The organism is Psychrobacter sp. Sarcosine-3u-12, from assembly GCF_002836005.1.
Classification (GTDB): domain Bacteria; phylum Pseudomonadota; class Gammaproteobacteria; order Pseudomonadales; family Moraxellaceae; genus Psychrobacter; species Psychrobacter okhotskensis.
In genome coordinates this window covers 1-17115 of record NZ_PJBY01000004.1, presented here as the reverse complement: position 1 = coordinate 17115, position 17115 = coordinate 1, and the positions used below count along the sequence as shown (strand labels likewise).

Sequence of the window (17115 nt, the reverse complement as noted above, 5' to 3'; positions counted from 1 at the left end):
CATTCGAGCATAGCTCTCATCTTGCGTCGGGGCGAAGCAGTGCTTCGCTTTATCCCTCCTCATTTAGTATTTCGCGCTCCTCTTCAGCCACTTTAAGCTGCCGCTTGAGCTGCTTTATTTCTTGAAGAGCACTCATAAGATCAGGATCATATTGATCTGTGCCGACAAGCTTGCCTTGATTGGCTTTGTTATGCCAATTTGAGAGCGTTTGCATGGCAATGCCAAGCTGCTTTGCGGTAGCCGAGATATTGCCATTATTGTCTGATATCTTCTTGACAGCTTCTGCTTTAAATTCGTCACTGTAGGTTCTTATTTTCTTGGTCATGATAAACTCCGATTAATACGCTTAGTTTACCAAGTTTAGTTGTACGGTTTCTTCAGCATAGCTCAAGTGATGAGGTGCAGATATTAGAGTGTAAAACCGCAGGAGAACATGGAGCCAAGCTGTGGAAGCATGGCGTACCGCTATATGTGACTTGCCAAGTTCAGCATCAGCTGGCAGTCACTGGCAAACAGGCGGCGCATATCTGTGTCCTACTCTGTGGGCACGAAGCAAAGATTTATAAGGTTGAGCGTGATGAGCGCTTAATCCAGTCCATCATGGAGCATGAGCGTCTGTTCTGGCAATACGTGGAGACGGACACGCCGCCAACCCCTGATCATTCAGAATCTGCTGCACGAGCCTTAAAGCTGCTTTATCCAACCCCTGAGCCATCAAGCAAGGTTGATCTACGGGAAGATGACGGAGCCAATAAGTTATTTGAGCAGCTGCTTAGCTACCGTAACGACATGCAAGAGTTGGAGCAGCGTCATGACCAAGTGAAGCATCAGCTGCAAAGCCTAATTGCCGACAATGAGATTGCGGTATTCTCGATGGGCGCGATTTCATGGAAGCGGTCGAAAGACAGTGTTAGTCTTGATAGCAAAGCGCTCACCAAAGCGCACCCTGAATTGCTTGAGCAGTTTGGTAAGACACGCCCTGGCAGTCGTCGCTTTGTCATTCTTAACGATAACTAAGCCAGTGCTCAGTCATCAATCATAATCAAGAAATTACGCCACTCACTCACATAAGCGCATAACAGCCCACCCGTCATAGGTGGGCTTTTTTATGGCTAACTAAAACACATAAGGAATATCACCATGATTAAAGGTCTAACCATTACTCCGCCAGTTTTAGGTCGCATCAGCATCGGACGTGTCATTCAAAAAGATGGCAAGCGCTTACCTGCTAAGGACGATCAATTCACGATTACTAGCCAAGTACAGAATAAAGACGGCTGGATCAATCATCCACTCGATGAAAAGCTACGCGCAACTAATGAAGGCAAGCTGAGGCAAATACCCGTGCGTATGCTGTTTAATGACCCTGAACTAAACCTCCGTGCTGAATATACTTTGTTTGATCGGCAAACTGGACGCCCGCTATGCGTAGGCGACGGTGAGCAGTGTCAGCGGCGCACAAGCAAGGGTGTGGAGCAATTACCTTGCCCATCCCCTGATCGTTGTCCACTAGCGCAAGGCGGTGCTTGTAAACCGTATGGACGGCTTTATGTCAATCTGTCTGAAGACGATGAGCTGGGCACATTCATCTTCCGCACGACTGGCTTTAATAGTATTAGAACGCTTGCCGCACGCTTAAGCTATTTTGCTGCAGTATCAGGCAATAAGCTATCTTGTCTGCCACTACAACTCACGCTAAGGGGTAAAAGCACCACGCAAAGTTATCGTACGCCAATTTACTTTGTGGATCTGACATTGCGTGATGGGGTGACGCTTAAAGACGCGGTACAGCAAGCTAAGGCGATTGATAGGGAGCTTAGCGAGAACGGTTTTGATCAAGCAGCGTTGGAGCAAGCTGCCACGCTTGGCTATGCCAATTCGTGCTTTGAGGTTGATGGTGATGAGATGTCTGATGTGGTGGAAGAGTTTTATCCAGTAGCAGACGACAGCAATCAAATGCCTAGTAAGGTAGAGGAAGCGATGCAGCCAAACACACGCAGTATCGCGCAAGGCTTACGCCAAAGCGTGACAGCGGTGAGCTAACTCGTGACAGATAAACGGCATAGAAAGGAGCTGATTTGATCAGCTCCTTTTTTTATTGCTTCATCTAAGTTTAAACATCGGACTGTATGGGGTGTCATAAAAAATTATGGGACTCGGTAAGTATATGAGAGATACCGCTCTCATTCACTTACGAAGGAGATAATCATGGAACAGTTAAACACTAGCACTCAGCAAAATGTATCAGCACCAAGCATGCCGCAAATACCGCGTATGCTACCGCTCAAGCAAGTCGTGCACTATACAGGGCTTAGCAGTACCACTATTTACGATATGCTTGATAGAAGATCAAACCGTTATGACCCTACCTTCCCTGTTCAGGTAAAATTATCAAAGGGACGTGTGGCTTGGGTTGAAAGTGAAGTTGCTCAGTGGCTTGAGAGTAAGATCGCTACTGCTCGAGTTCATTGAGCGGTGATAAAAAATAAGCCGCATGAAGCGGCTTGTTTTTTTGCTATCTTTAGCTACGCTTAGCTGCTTTTAGCTAGGTTTAGCTATTCTTAGCTGTTTTTAGCTAGGTTTAGCTATTCTTAGCTGTTTTTAGCTATCCTTAGCTATTTGCAAGAGTCCAAGACCAACCCTCAGAAACGACTAATCCATCACGGCGCATTTTCTGTAATAGATTACGCACCTTGTTTTTACGCTGTTTATCATTTAGTACTTGCGGTAATTTATTAGTCAGCATCTTATCAAAGTCAGCTAGTCTACCCAGACGATAGTCTTGATGACCAATGGCATTACTTAATGCTTCACGGATGATATAGAGGTCGTACTGCTGCACCTCTTCAGGGAACAACGTACCAGCAGGCATGTAGCGGTAATTTAGATTGCGAATTTTGTTATACACCTCGTCCAAGGCTAACAAAAATGGTGGCGAAAAATGCTCATAGTCTTTTTCAATACCATCAACGCCCTTTAGAATCCAAGTGATATGTGCTTGCGCTGGACTTAAAAAATACGTGGATTCATAACGTCCCAATAAAATAATCGCTGTGTTAGTTTAGGGGATAGTTACAAGCGGATACTAACAGCAATATCTCAACCGCTGTAAAGTGTAGTAGCATAAAAAATAGCAAGCCGCATCTATCTTAGGAGAAGCTAGTTATCCAGTGCCTCACGTATTACTGAGCGACTGGCTTTTGGCTATAGACTCATCCCAATAAGGCGGCGCTCCATAATAGCCTTCCATAAAATCGATAAAACACCTGACTTTGTGCGGTAGTAGCTTTCTATGGGCGTAGACGGCATATAAACCTAAGCGTTTAGGTTCAAGTTCAGGCAATACTATCACCAGCTTGCCACTGCTAACTGCTTCACTGACAATAAATGTCGGCTGTAATACCAATCCTGCACCTTCAATAGCTCCTTCTACCAACACATCACCGTTATTACTAAGAAACTCACTACCTTGCTTGAGAATCTTCGCCTTTAATAATTGGTAGACCTCTTCCTTCGCGTCCATGTTCATATAGCTATAATGTAAATAGCGATGATTCTCTAAATCTTCAGGCTTATCGAGTGTGTCATGCTTTTTCAAATATTCAGGCGACGCACACAGAACCACACGAATAGGTGCCACTTCCTTCGCAATAAGTGATGAGCTTTTCAGTTGACCTATACGCAGTGCAATATCAAACCCTTCTTCAACAATATCGACTTTACGATCAGTCAATTGTAGATCGACTGTGACCAATGGATAACGGATCTGAAAGTCAGTGACTAATTTAGCCATATGTTTTAAAGCAAAAGATACTGGCGCACTTATGCGCAACACACCTTTAGGGTTTTGCTGCAAACCACTTAGTTGCGACTCCATATCATCCATACTCAATAAAATCTGCTGCGCATGACCAAAGTAATGACTACCAGCTTCGGTGAGGCTTACTTTACGGGTGGTACGATTCAGCAGACGATTATTTAGCTGCTCCTCCAACTTAGAGACATATTTGCTCACCAATTGAGGTGACAGTTGCAGAGTATTTGCCGCATTAGTGAAGCTGCCTTCGGTCACCACCGCTACAAAGGCACGCATCGCATCGATTCTATCCATATTTTGCCCTGTTTTTCTTTAACTATCGAAATTGAACAATAAAGCCATTATCAACGATATGTTGTTAATTAATCAATATCACCTATCTTACTCTTTTTTTATGTTGATGGTAAAGTAGGGTCATGCTTTTTAAAAGCAATCATCTGACTAGGAGTAAGTATTATGTTAATCAATGGCAATTGGACTGAAGACTGGCAACCGGTACAAGCAGAAGACGAACAAGGGCGTTTTATTCGTCAAACCTCATCGTTCCGTCATTGGATTACTGCTGATGGACAAGCAGGACCAACGGGTACTGGGGGCTTTAAAGCAGAAAAAGACCGCTATCATCTATACGTAGCGCTGATTTGCCCTTGGGCCTCACGTACCTTGATGGCACGTCAGTTAAAAGGTCTGCAAGATATAATCGATATTACCGTGGTCAATCCGCAGCTTGGCAATCAAGGCTGGCAGTTTGGTGGCTTTGACGGTGCTGACAGTGATCCTATTAATCATGCCCAATTTGCTCATCAACTTTATACCAAAGCAGACCCTCAATTTACCGGACGCGCGACTGTACCTGTGCTTTGGGACAAAAAAACCAATACTATCGTTAATAATGAGTCTGCTGATATCTTACGTATGCTAAATACCGCTTTTACAGAACTCGTGCCAAATTACGTTGACTTGTTTCCAAAAGAGCTTGCTGATGATATCGAAGCCCTAAACTTAGTTATCTATGAGAATTTAAACAACGGCGTATACAAAGCAGGATTTGCGACGACACAAGGGGCTTATGAAGAAGCTTATCAGCAAGTATTTGACACCTTAGATATGCTTGAGGCGCGCCTGAGTGATGGTCGTCATTATCTATTTGGTGAGCAGCTGACGGAAACAGATATTCGACTGTTTGTGACTTTAGTACGTTTTGATGCCGCTTATCACGGTCTATTTAAATGCAACCGTAACTTGATCAAAGATATGAGTTCTCTACATGCTTATATGCTACGAATCTTAGCGCTTGATGGCATTTCAGAGACGGTGAGTATCAAGCACATCAAAGCAGGCTATTACTCTATCAAAGCGTTAAATCCCAATGGAATCGTGCCCACAGGGCCTGAACATATTTAGCAAGATAAAGGAGTAAAGTTCATGAATAATGAATCAACCACAGTCAAGCAACCTGTATTGTTTATACCTCATGGTGCCGGGCCTTGTTTTTTTATGGATTGGCAACCAGCAGACACTTGGGATCAGATGGCTGACTTTTTAACTAATAGCTCAAATGGTTTGCCAGAGCGTCCCAAAGCTATTTTAATAGTCAGTGCCCATTGGCAAACGCGGGAGTTTAGTATTACTGCCAGCAAGCAGCCTGAGCTGATTTATGATTACTCTGGCTTCCCTGAGCATACGTATCAGCTGACTTATCCAGCAGCTGGTGCGCCAGTACTGGCTGAGCGAATTGGTCATTTGCTCATCGATGCTGGTTTAAGCAATAAGCAGGACAGTTCCAGAGGTTTTGATCATGGGGTGTTTATTCCACTGAAACTGATGTTCCCTGACGCCGATATTCCAGTAGTACAGCTATCTCTGCGTCATGATTTAGACCCAAAAGTACATCTAAGAGCGGGCCAAGCGCTTGCCTCACTACGTGATGAAGGCGTGTTGATCGTAGGCAGTGGTATGAGCTTTCATAATATGCGCGGCTATGGTGATTCGAGTTTTACCGCACCGTCAGTAATATTTGACGAGTGGCTAACGACAGCAGTTGCAGCTAATGCAGATGAGCGCTTTGCAGCGCTTGCTAATTGGCCAGAGGCACCTCATGCATTGGATTCTCATCTATTAGGTGCGGAGGAGCATTTGCTACCTTTAATGGTTGCCGTAGGGGCAGCAGGAACAGATAGAGGTAAGAAAACATATTCTCAGCAAGTCATGAAAACTCAGATTTCAGCCTTTCAGTTTGGCTAAATTTATTAATCTGATATTCATTTAATTCTTTATAAACTGATACTCACAAAGCAGCAAACATACATAGACAAAAATTATTTATAAACGGAGAAATATTATGAACATCGACCTTAATGGAAAAACAGCACTCGTCACAGGTTCAACTGCGGGTATTGGCCTCGCTATTGCAACAGGTCTTGCCAAAGCTGGCGCACAAGTCACTATCGTTGGTCGCGATCAAGCTGGCGTTGATGAGGCGATCAAACAGCTTCAACAAGCTGATGCTGTTAATGATGCCAATAATATAAAAGGCATTGTTGCTGATGCGGGGACGGCTGGTGGCTGTCAGACAATTATCAACACCTTGCCAGAAGTAGATATCTTAGTGAACAATCTAGGGATTTATGGCGCCACCCCTTTCTTTGATATTGATGACAATGCTTGGGAGGAGATGTTCCAAATTAATGTCATGAGCGGTGTCCGTCTGTCGCGGCATTATGCAAAAGCAATGAAGGAAAAAGGTTGGGGTCGTATTCAGTTTATCTCTAGTGAATCGGCATTGAATATCCCAGCTGAAATGGTGCACTACGGCGTGACTAAAGCAGCTATTCAAGGCGTATCACGTGGTCTTGCCAAAGTGTTAGCGGGCAGCGGTGTGACAGTGAATAGTATTTTGCCAGGACCGACTCGAACCGAGGGCGCAAAAGCCATGATGCAAGAACTGGCGGATGAGCGCGGCGTCTCAGCGGAGGAGATGGAAGGCGTATTCTTAGATGAGAACCGTCCATCAACGCTACTTAAGCGTTTTGCAACCCCTGAAGAAATTGCCAACATGAGTGTCTATATTGCCTCAACACAAGCGAGCGCAACCACGGGTTCAGCACTACGGGTTGAAGGTGGTATTGTAGAAAGTATTGCTTAACGAGTTTTAGACGGTAAGTTTCTATCATTAATAATAAGGGTATTTAATTATGCTAACATCTAGCGCAACGATACAAACACAAAATCCGCAGCAAATAATGAATCGACTGTGCAAGCACTGGGCACATAAGCTGCCCGTTACCCTAAGCTCAGATAAAGGTGAGATTGAGCTGCCCATGGGTGTCTGTCAGATGTATTGTACTGACTTACTGATAGTAACACTCAAAAGTGATACCGAGCAGTTGCCAAAATTACAGCAAGTTGTCAGTGATCATTTGCTACGTATGGCTGGCAAAGAGACGCTTGTTATCGAATGGGCTTAATTGAGCATCACAGCCAATACAAGAAGAAAAGGTTATGAATATTGATTCGAAAGAGCGCTATGGTCGCATTAGCAAATTTTTTCACTGGAGTATGGCAGTATTGATCTTCTGGTAGTTACTTAAGTTCACTGACCGTATCAGCGACGGCGAGCATTGGATCGGTCAGACGTTAGTGCCTTGGCATGTTTCTATTGGTGTTCTATTGCTCGTATTAGTTGTCCTGAGACTGATGTGGGTCGCTTCGCAACGCCATCAACGTCCAGTACACGAGCCAACCACTGCCAAGCTGGTTATCGCTGGTCATGGTTTGCTTTACGCGTGTATGTTACTGCTGCCGCTAGCTGGAATCATGATAATGATTGGTGGAGGCTATGGCCTAACCGCATTCGGCTTTGATATCTTTGCTGAAGGTGAAAAGGTTGCTTGGGCGGCAACGCTGGGTCAACTGCATGCACCACTGGCTTGGATGCTGACAGCACTAATCATTGTCCACACTGCTATGGCTTTGTATCATCATTACATTAAAAAGGATAACACCTTAAAGCGGATGCTGTAGTGCCTTTAAAATTACTACAGAATAACTCTATTGAGTAGCATAGTGAAGCGCCTCGAGTATATCGGAGGCTGATATTTTTCCAAAAAACCATCTTAAACTATCTAGCTCCAAATTTTACTCATTCAAGTAAAACTCAGCCATCCCGTCGAGCCTAGCCTTCACCTCTTTCCAGTTCGGCATTACTTGCGTTAATAGGCGCCAAAAGTTCTCGCTATGATTATGCTCAGCTATATGACACAGCTCATGCAATATCACGTAATCAATGCACTCCTTTGGGGCTTTTATTAAATGAGGATTTAATATTAAATTGCCTTTAATTGAGCAGCTCCCCCATTGCTTTTTCATAGTCATTAATTTTATTGAAGGACTACTATCAACCCATGAGGCCTTATGCAGCAAGGCTTCAAGCCTCTCTCTAGAGACCGACGTAAATTTATCTTTATACCATTTATCAATCAAGCTTTTCACGAGAACTGCTTGTTTTTCAGAGTCTAATTCAGAATCAATTTGAGACAATTCTACATTCAACTTACCGCGACTAAGCTTCACAGTACTGTTTATCACATCGTTAGCTTCTGCATCGGTTATCACTTTTAACACATAACGACGACCCAGATAAAACTGGGTTTCACCGCTAACATAACGCTTAGGCAATACATGGTCTTTTTGCTTAGTAAAGTCTTGCAGACTTTGCCATATCCAACGAGCACGTTTCATTATGGCGTCATGGATTATTTCTTCGCTGGCATCGACAGGTGCGGTGGCAACCACACGCTGATCAGGATGTACTTTGATGACCACTTTTCGGGGTTTGGTCTTCTTAGCAATCAGCTTATCGCTTTCAGGCTTATTTTTTACTTTTTTACGTACTACTTCATAATGAATCTTATCTTGACCATAATAAAAGTCACCATTCTCAGTCATTGCCTACTATCCTCTTGCTGCTCGTGGGCTACTTGTCTCTCTCGACAGCCCAAGTCGGGTGATCTTTAGCACGGCTTCAATGAGCTGCTGCGCTTTATCGATACCTAAGTCAGCAAACAACATTGGCAATAATCGCCTATTAATCGCATTTTCAATTTCACTGGCATTGATGGAATATTCCGCCACATTCGTTTTAACTACTTCATCAATCTCAAAGGCGTAAGCGACCAGCTTGTCATTATCTAGCTCTTTATCCACTAAAAAGTCCGCGTCAAATAAATGCTTAAACAAACCAAAATAAGCCTGAGCATGCTTATTTAATTTACCATTATCATCGATAAACGCATTCGGCACATCAGCAACAGCACGGTCTTTTACTGCTTGCTCAAAGTCAGCAAACATCATGTACTGCTTTACAGGTGCATCAAACATTGCCTTGGCATCAGCAATCGCTTGCTTAAGTAGTTTAGAGAAGTACTCTTGTGCATAAGGATCATCAGCCAAATCTTGCTCAATCATCTTAGTGACACGACCAGTGATTTTATCAGTTTGGTTGCGTGCTTCATTATCACTGAGCGCTTCGGGCTTAACATTCTTACCTAAGTTGCCGACCAAGTAAGCACCTTTTGCTTCGCGAACTTCAAGGCCTGCGATATGCTTATCAAGCAAGCTGCGAATATCTGCTTCATATTCATCATAGTCGATGGTTTCATCTGCATCTTCACGGACTTGCTTACGTAGGTTAATAAAGGCTTTTAGATCGGCTTTATAGCGATCACGTTTGTTATCAAATGGTTTATCTGCAAAGAAAGACGCCGATTGCAACGCAATTTTCATAGCGTTAGAAAATGCGGTCAAAGCCGCATAAAAGTCATCACGCTCTTTAAGCCTGGTATCGACTACTCTGCCGTCGATCTCTTGCATCTTTGGCGCCAGCACCTGCCTTAATGCTTGTCCGTCTTGCTTGTTTTTTACCGATGAGAAGATCGCCCACAGCTCACTATGTAACCTCGGTAGCTGTTTGTACTCGGTATCCATCGCGTGATACAGGCCTTTAAGGTCTTCGATATCAAAGCCACCTTGCGTACGCTCGGCTAAGTCTTGGTATTTTTCAATAGTAATATCCAGCTCTTTTAAGATGCCACGATAATCAATCAGATAACCAAAGCGTTTTTTCTCATGCAAGCGGTTCACCCGCGCAATTGCCTGAATCAGATTGTGCTGCTTTAATGGTTTATCTATATATAGCACAGTGTTCTTGGGCTCATCAAAGCCCGTCAATAGCTTATCGACGACGATCATAATGTCAGGACCATCGTCCTGACTGAAGGCTTCTATAATGGCTTTGGTATACGCTTTTTCATCTCCGCCGTACTCAGTGGCGACATTATCTTGCCACCAGTTCTGAACGATGTCTTTTGATTCGCCATCGACGGTGTCATGCCCCTCACGAGTGTCAGGCGGTGACATGGCAACCACAGAGGTCACTTTGCCAATCTTATCCAAAGCGATCTTATAGCGGATAGCTGAGGCTTTAGAATCACAAGCCAATTGACCTTTTAGGTGCTGCTGTTTAAAGTTTTGAAAGTGATCAGAGATGTCATGAGCGATCAGCTCAATACGTCCTTCAACCTGATAGATTTGACCTTTTTGGGAGAACTTACGTTTTAGGTCGGTTTTTTGATCATTGGTGAGCTTTTGGGTAATACGATCAAACCATGCATCGATGGCTTGATCGTTGGTATTCAGCTCAGGGATACGCTCTTCGTAGAGCAATGGGGTGACGGTTTTATCTTTGACCGCTTGCTGCATGGTGTAGGAGTGAATGATGCTACCAAATTTATTCTCGGTCTTATCGTCCTTTAGCAAGGGCGTACCCGTAAAGGCGATAAAGGCAGCATTTGGCAAGGCTTGCGCCATGCGAATATTATTCTCACCATTTTGGCTACGGTGACCTTCATCGACCATGACGATGATATTGGGGCTGTCGTTATAGCACTCATCATATTTAACGGCTGAACCAAACTTATTAATAATTGAGAAAATAACACGCTCATTACCCTGCCCAATCTGCTGCGCTAGACGGCGACCAGAGGTTGCCATCGCATCTGTTTTGTCGCGATCACTAAGCACACCACCAGAAGCAAAGGTTTTACTAAGCTGAGTTTCAAGATCAACACGGTCGGTGACGACAATAATTCGACACTTCGCAAGCTCCTCTAACCAAATCAAAGCTTTAGAGAAAAACACCATCGTAAAAGATTTACCACTACCTGTGGTATGCCAAATCACACCACCTTCACGACTGCCCTGCTCGTCAAAGGTGCTGATACGTTCAATCAAAGCTTTGATACCAAAGACTTGCTGATAACGGGCAACAATTTTGCCAGCTTTTTTATCAAACAAAGTAAACATGCGTGTCATCTCAAGTAGACGCTGTGGCTGCAAAAGGCTGATGATTAAGCGGTCTTGGTCGGTGACGGCTAGATCACCGCCATCAACTAATGACTGATATTCCTCTTTGATAGAGGTAGGACGATCACCAAACAAGTTATCAATCTGCTCATCACTGAGTGCTTGGTTCTTTAAACGATGAAACTCAGGCTCAGAGATCTCTTCTTCAACCCATTTTGCCCAAAACTTCTCAGGCGTACCGCAGGTAGCATACAGACCGTCATTACCATTAACCGCTAGCAATAACTGGCTATAGGCAAATAGGTTTGGAATAAACTTTGGCTTTTGATTGCGAATATGCTGGGACACCGCTTGGGCATTGGTCGATTGTCCCTCTCTACTCGAATCAGGGCGCTTGGCTTCGATGACCACTAACGGTAGACCATTCACAAAGCAAACAATATCAGGCCTACGACTGTTTGTACCCTCGCTATTGAGTACCACCAGCTCTTCGGTCACATGAAAGCTATTATTACTAATATGATTCCAGTCTATCAAAGCAATAGTTTGCGAGGTTTTTTTACCGTCGATGAACTCAGTCACCGACACGCCATACAGCATGGCGTTATAGAGCTTTTCATTGGCAAGCCGCAAGCCTAAGTTCATCGCTGGGTTGAGTTCGTGCATGATCTTATCAATGGCGCTGTCTGACAAAGGATGCGTCTGACCTTCAAACGTAAAAGTTTGCTTGGCTAAAAACGCACGCATAACGGGCAGGAGCATCACCTGATTGGTGGCTTTATTATTGGCTTTACTTACAGCCACTTTTGCGCGCATGGCATTGCATTGACTTGGCGGAATAAACTCATAACCCAGCGTGGTGAGTAAGGTTAAGGCGGGAATCTTTGAGCTGAATTCTTCGGCGAAATTGATACTGTTAGTCATCTAACCCATCCTCGTAATACATTGATAACCACAGGCACAAATGCTTCAAGTTTACCTTCTTCTAGTTGCGCTAATTCGTCTATCATTATATTTATCAGATAGTCATCCTCTATAGCATCCTCACCATATGTGAAAAGTATAGTATCGATAAATATTTTTCTTTGCTCAGTCAGAGACCTATTGTCTAAATTTAATACATCGATGGTTTTTTGAGCGTCATCGGTTAAACCCACCACTCTACCACTGAGCTTAAAATCTAAATCTGTTTCACATTCAACGTCAAAAGGCGTTAAGAGTAATGTCTGTGACCCATGCGCATCATCGCACTGATTGGCTGTTGTACAACTGGCAACGATATTGGTGTAATCAAGGCTTTTATGAGGAGCTGTCTTTCTTGCTATGACATGCTCATTCATCGTATCGTCGCTGCTGCCTGAGATTCGTTTGCAGCAGTAAGCACATAAATAAAACTGCTCTATGGTACATGCCAAACGGATATCTTGTCTTGTTTCAACCGTCAAATCACTATAGTTGCCTTGCTTATTGCGACGTTTAAAATGACTTAAACTTGCTGGCTCGAAACCTGCTTTTTTACTTATTTTTCGCAAGCTGCAGCTCCTTTTTACGAAGCAGCAATCTTGCTTTGGCAAGCTCCATATTACCGGCAGGCAGCTCACGACCTAGTGCTTGCATTAGCATCTTGGCATTATTGACATCACCGTCATGAATGGCATCTAATAAGTCATTGAGCTTATCATTAATATCAGGGTTACGGACGTCCGTGTCCATTGCCTCTAGCAATACGGTGTTAACGTCCGCACCATATAAAGGCGGCAATGCGCCAATCTCACCATCACTTAGCAGATAGACCAATATGCCTTTTTGATCACTAATGACCAAAGGCGAATGGGTGCTTAGTATGATCTGACAATTGGGGAAAGTAGCCGTAAAGCGCGGCACAAGATTACGCTGCCAACTGGGGTGCAAATGCATGTCCACTTCATCGATCAAGATAATGCCATCACCTTGTAGTGGATCGTCAAGAGCAGGATTCATCATCGCTAAACGACGGGCAATATCGCCTACCAATGCCATCAACGACTTCTCTCCTTGTGAGAGCTGCATGACATTGAGTGACCTGCCATCTTTATCGACCGCCATATGCAGGCGCGGCTTACGCTGAACGCGAATGTTACTTAGGTTAGGCATAAAAGCTGTGATAGCTTCTCTAACGGCGTTTAGTTGTTTGTCATGGTGCCTCATTTCTATTTTTTTTAAATATGCTGCCGCCTTGTTAATATTTTCAAATCTGTGCAAAATTTCTTTTTTATCTAAGCTGTCAATATCTTTCTCAAGTGTACCCACTAAACTATCTGCTCTTGAAAAAATATCTGAGCTTTGATTCAAGATGAGTTCATATCTTCTAGCCTCTTCCTCATTCTCAATATCTTCGCGCTCACGGAACCATTCAAAGAATCGCCGAAAGTCTACGCCTTGATTGAGCGCACTGTCATAGCCGTCTATCTGATCAAAATTGTGCTTGCTTCTTATCTTTAACGGAATGTCCAAGACTGAGCGTTCAACAGGGTAATAAGCGATCAGTGGCAGGCTGGCACTGTCATTATCGGTGAGCTTCTGACGGTAATTATCTACCAGCTTAGAAAGTTGACTTAGATTGCTAGACCTCTCACTTTTACGCCCTTTTCGTACTTTTACGAGCGTCCATTGGTACAATGAAAATGATATCTCACTATCTGTTTTAATATCATCAGACAAATATAATGAAATACCAGCAGCTGACGCATTGTCGATGATATTCAGCTCATCGATGGTCGTGCCATTACCTTTTTCAGTGCGCAAGCGTGCAACGAACCAGCTTAAAGAAGTTGCTAATGCGTTTAGTATGGAAGTCTTACCAGCACCGTTATTACCAATGAATACCGTGACATTCGACTGATTACTCTCAGTTGGGGCAAAGTCTATTTCAAGGTTTTCAAAGCGTCCTAGATTATTTAACGTGAGTTTTTTTATGTCCATGAGTATATCCAGTCGCTTTCTTATGTGATCGATCTATAAAGAGCCTTATACCTTGTCAGTATAGCAGTGCGCTACGGTTTGTCGCTACAATGAAGCGTGACGTCTTTTTTTGCTTTAAAAAAGGCAATAAAAAACCGCCATGATTGCTCGTTACCCAAAGGGTATGAAGCAAGGCAGCTATATTGAATAAAGCACAATACGTAGAAACAAGCGTTATTCATCTTTCTATTTGGGAAAAAATTTACTTGGATCTAATCCAATCAATTTGTGTTTTACATCAATAAATTCTATATCGGACAATGGGACATCCTTATAAGAAATGCTCTTTTCTTCATCTTTTTTTCCTGTCAATTTTGAATATCTTTCTACATCGACAGTGTCATTACTAAAGTTTATTTTAGATATAACAAAATAAAAATTGTGCTCTTTTGCTCCCATCTTTTGATATGTAACTGACATTCCAGTTTCTAATCTATCGAATAAATTTTGTTTCATATTCATCTCCATTCAAGTATTTATTAAGTTATTTATATACATTTTTATCAAAACGCTCAGTATCAATAAGCTAAGTTTAGGATCTAGCCTACATATAACACCTATTCATAAATCATGACTCATGTCTTGCCCGTCAAAAGTTGATGATGCGACGTGTATCTATACTTTCGCTCGATATCTGTAAGTATCAATACATATGCATGAAGTGAGTTTCGTACACATTATAAATTTGCGTCATAGCAAGGTAGGTAAGTTCGATATACCGAGTGCCAAGAGGCTTTGTTCTGATAAATGTTCAAGGTTGTCAAATATCCAGTTGATAAAATCTGCGCCTGCTAGCACCGTTACATCATGCAACTCTGCAAAATCGGTATTTTTAAATTCCGCCGTTGTGATGAGAACTCTATCAATGTGCGTATAGTCATCTTCATTAATCTCGTACTCTGATACTTGTCTGATACCATGTTTGCCTGTTGTACCCTCATGATGTTTTACTTGGATAAAAATGCCTTCTGTTTTATCTGAGAACTCCGATAGACGTGTGGCAATAATATCTACGTCTTGTATGCCTGACTTTTCATTTTTTGCAGGTATGCGAGCTTTGTAGCCTTTGGCTTCTAAAATCTCTTTAATCAGCTGCTCAAGACCGATACCACCAGATTGTAGATTAATGCCTTTATTATTACGTAATCTCATCAGTAGCTGCGCTTTAAATTTCTCCGTGTTTTCTTGTAGTTTCAGCTCTTGTTCGTTATTCCAAGTATATAGCTTGTCATTTTTAATAGACTCAATATGCTTATACAGCTCTTCTGAAAATTCATTTAGATCACAAATAGTCGTGCGAATTTTCAGCCGATTTTGCAATGCCGTTGATAGACTGCTTCTAGGAATAAAGTAGCCTTCCTTATGCTTTAAATAGCTAACGGCGATTCTATTTTCCCCATATTGAAGGCCTTCTGTAATTGGATAGTGGCTTTTGTGCCCTACCACTTCAGCAATAGCGATCGTGCCAGAAAAAGGAACAATCACATAGTCGCCCTGCTTAAGATTAAAATAACGCTTTATTTGGTTGGTTTGTCGTCCTCTATCGATGCCTTTGAAGCCTTTGTCAATTAAATCTTTGACTGTCTCAAATTGAGAAAAATTAACACTCGCCCAACCATAGCCAATCTGATTATTTTTAATAAGCTTAGGACTTCTGACCATCACAAAATTAACTTGAGCCATTTACCAATTTCCTTTTAGGTGAGATATAAAAACCAACCAAGTTCTATATGTATATTGATATTCAACGATCAATATACGCTTACTCTCTAATATCTGCTTAGGCATAAGCTAAGAGACCAGCGTGATGAGCAAGAATAAGTCAAGTTGATGTTAAGATTAAACATACTAGTATTGCGTAAAAAACGTGGAGCTAGTCACGACATCTTTTGTAAAGTGATGAGTTGTCATTCCAATCAGCTTTAACACGTACACTTTTATCCGGTAAATATTTATAATTTATCGTATGTATGACTGGATCAGCTTCATAATAAAAAGCGCCTGTGACATTCAATTCATTCGAAGATATAGGATCTACTTTGATAACATCGAAGCGTTGAGTGCCATTTGAAGAACCTTTGCTATCACTTAAAAATGCTGGCTCACGAATTGCTTTAGGGAGATCGCAGTCTCCCCAAGAGCCTTGGTACTTTTTAGGAACAATGCTAGATTTTTTCGAATAGACGTAAGAACCGTTAAACGCCCTTTCAGTAGACGTGCAGTTGGTCAAGCTCTTTAGTTGAATTTCATTAGATGAAAAATCAACTTCGACTGAGCAACCTAAGTTTGATTGATAGTCAAGGTAACCACTCTCTGGTACCGTGAAAACAACAGTGCTACCGTCTTGAATGGGCTTAGCTTTACTAGTAGTAATAAAGCTAGAATCGCCAATCATATTGGCAAGAAACAGCTCGTAGTGTTTAGCGCCCTCATAATCAAAACTGCTTAGATGTACTCGTTTATTGGTGCCGCTAACATAGACACCTTCCACTACAGGAGTAGCCATAGCCGTTAAAGGTAGTATGGAAAATAGCACTAAAGCTTGTTTTAACATTAAATGACGCCTTTTTAAGATTCACTTTTTTTGATAGTAGTTCAATGGTTCGTACTATGTTGAATACAGACTAATCAATGATTGCTATCATTTCAATATTTATTAACTCTTGACTACGGTTGGGTCGAATGCCTATAATTGCCATATGCTAATGCTTTTGTATAATTTATTAGCAAACGACTTCTCTAGTGGTTGGGTTTACACTTAGTGCTCTCTTACTGATTCCCATGGATCTATTATCCTTTGACCTACAAGTCAAAGTGTTGTTTTCTATACTTAGAACGTATAGATACTTAAAAAGGAGAAACGGCGATGAATAAGTTGAAAAATTACGTAAGTTGGAGCGCGGTATACTGGGAGTGCAGCTGCAAGTAAGCACTAG

Annotated in this window: 16 protein-coding genes and 2 pseudogenes; 8 read left to right on the top strand and 10 right to left on the bottom strand. The window is 42.4% G+C overall.

The features are described from left to right. Window positions 1–58: 58 nt before the first annotated feature. Window positions 59–325 (bottom strand): annotated as a pseudogene (locus CXF65_RS00350) (transposase); the annotation flags it as partial. Between the two features lie 65 nt (window positions 326–390). On the opposite strand from CXF65_RS00350, the pseudogene CXF65_RS00345 reads away from it, so the two are divergent. The 3 genes and pseudogenes from CXF65_RS00345 to CXF65_RS00335 all read left to right on the top strand — a co-directional run. Beyond that, window positions 391–1017, top strand: a pseudogene (locus tag CXF65_RS00345) (YqaJ viral recombinase family protein); the annotation flags it as partial. A 123-nt stretch (window positions 1018–1140) separates the two neighbouring features. Next, on the top strand, window positions 1141–2043 hold the full coding sequence (locus CXF65_RS00340; RefSeq protein WP_101210646.1) for a hydrolase or metal-binding protein: 903 nt from the start codon (window positions 1141–1143) through the stop codon (window positions 2041–2043). 165 nt (window positions 2044–2208) lie between these two features. Then, window positions 2209–2472: a helix-turn-helix transcriptional regulator gene (locus tag CXF65_RS00335; protein ID WP_101210645.1), complete on the top strand. Its 264-nt coding sequence runs from the start codon at window positions 2209–2211 to the stop codon at window positions 2470–2472. A gap of 139 nt (window positions 2473–2611) precedes the next feature. Here the strand turns inward: CXF65_RS00335 and CXF65_RS15160 are convergent, their stop codons facing one another. Next, window positions 2612–3040, bottom strand: a complete 429-nt coding sequence (locus tag CXF65_RS15160) for a hypothetical protein (protein WP_198551920.1) — start codon at window positions 3038–3040, stop codon at window positions 2612–2614. Window positions 3041–3175: 135 nt separating this feature from the next. Continuing rightward, window positions 3176–4111: a LysR family transcriptional regulator gene (locus CXF65_RS00325; RefSeq protein WP_045452403.1), complete on the bottom strand. Its 936-nt coding sequence runs from the start codon at window positions 4109–4111 to the stop codon at window positions 3176–3178. 162 nt (window positions 4112–4273) lie between these two features. Between CXF65_RS00325 and CXF65_RS00320 the strand changes: the two genes are divergently transcribed. The 5 genes from CXF65_RS00320 to CXF65_RS15070 all read left to right on the top strand — a co-directional run bounded on the left by CXF65_RS00320 (window position 4274) and on the right by CXF65_RS15070 (window position 7840). Continuing rightward, complete coding sequence (locus CXF65_RS00320; RefSeq protein ID WP_045452401.1) at window positions 4274–5221, top strand: glutathione S-transferase family protein; 948 nt, start codon at window positions 4274–4276, stop codon at window positions 5219–5221. 21 nt (window positions 5222–5242) lie between these two features. Continuing rightward, entirely contained in the window at window positions 5243–6061 is an 819-nt protein-coding gene (locus CXF65_RS00315; protein ID WP_045452399.1) for a DODA-type extradiol aromatic ring-opening family dioxygenase, read from the top strand. A gap of 97 nt (window positions 6062–6158) precedes the next feature. Next, window positions 6159–6962: an SDR family NAD(P)-dependent oxidoreductase gene (locus CXF65_RS00310; protein WP_101210644.1), complete on the top strand. Its 804-nt coding sequence runs from the start codon at window positions 6159–6161 to the stop codon at window positions 6960–6962. A 49-nt stretch (window positions 6963–7011) separates the two neighbouring features. Then, window positions 7012–7284, top strand: a complete 273-nt coding sequence (locus CXF65_RS15075; protein ID WP_101210643.1) for a DUF2218 domain-containing protein — start codon at window positions 7012–7014, stop codon at window positions 7282–7284. 172 nt (window positions 7285–7456) lie between these two features. Continuing rightward, window positions 7457–7840 carry a cytochrome b gene (locus tag CXF65_RS15070; RefSeq protein WP_227692073.1) on the top strand — a complete coding sequence of 128 codons (384 nt, stop codon included), beginning with the start codon at window positions 7457–7459 and terminating at the stop codon, window positions 7838–7840. 114 nt (window positions 7841–7954) lie between these two features. Here CXF65_RS15070 and CXF65_RS00295 read toward each other — a convergent pair whose 3' ends face one another. The 7 genes from CXF65_RS00295 to CXF65_RS00265 form a co-directional block, all read right to left on the bottom strand. Then, complete coding sequence (locus CXF65_RS00295) at window positions 7955–8764, bottom strand: M48 family metallopeptidase (RefSeq protein WP_101210642.1); 810 nt, start codon at window positions 8762–8764, stop codon at window positions 7955–7957. 6 nt (window positions 8765–8770) lie between these two features. After that, on the bottom strand, window positions 8771–12103 hold the full coding sequence (locus tag CXF65_RS00290) for a type I restriction endonuclease subunit R (protein WP_101210641.1): 3333 nt from the start codon (window positions 12101–12103) through the stop codon (window positions 8771–8773). Then, window positions 12100–12711 carry a TIGR02646 family protein gene (locus CXF65_RS00285; protein ID WP_101210640.1) on the bottom strand — a complete coding sequence of 204 codons (612 nt, stop codon included), beginning with the start codon at window positions 12709–12711 and terminating at the stop codon, window positions 12100–12102. The genes CXF65_RS00290 and CXF65_RS00285 overlap by 4 nt, the downstream gene beginning before the upstream one ends. After that, a complete protein-coding gene (locus CXF65_RS00280) occupies window positions 12695–14140 on the bottom strand; it encodes an AAA family ATPase (RefSeq protein WP_101210639.1) in 1446 nt (481 codons plus the stop codon). The genes CXF65_RS00285 and CXF65_RS00280 overlap by 17 nt, the downstream gene beginning before the upstream one ends. A 225-nt stretch (window positions 14141–14365) precedes the next feature. After that, window positions 14366–14635, bottom strand: coding sequence for a hypothetical protein (locus CXF65_RS00275; protein ID WP_101210638.1), 270 nt, complete (start codon window positions 14633–14635; stop codon window positions 14366–14368). 234 nt (window positions 14636–14869) lie between these two features. Beyond that, a complete protein-coding gene (locus CXF65_RS00270; RefSeq protein ID WP_101210637.1) occupies window positions 14870–15862 on the bottom strand; it encodes a restriction endonuclease in 993 nt (330 codons plus the stop codon). Between the two features lie 190 nt (window positions 15863–16052). Further along, entirely contained in the window at window positions 16053–16733 is a 681-nt protein-coding gene (locus CXF65_RS00265; RefSeq protein WP_101210636.1) for a hypothetical protein, read from the bottom strand. Window positions 16734–17115 lie beyond the last annotated feature (382 nt).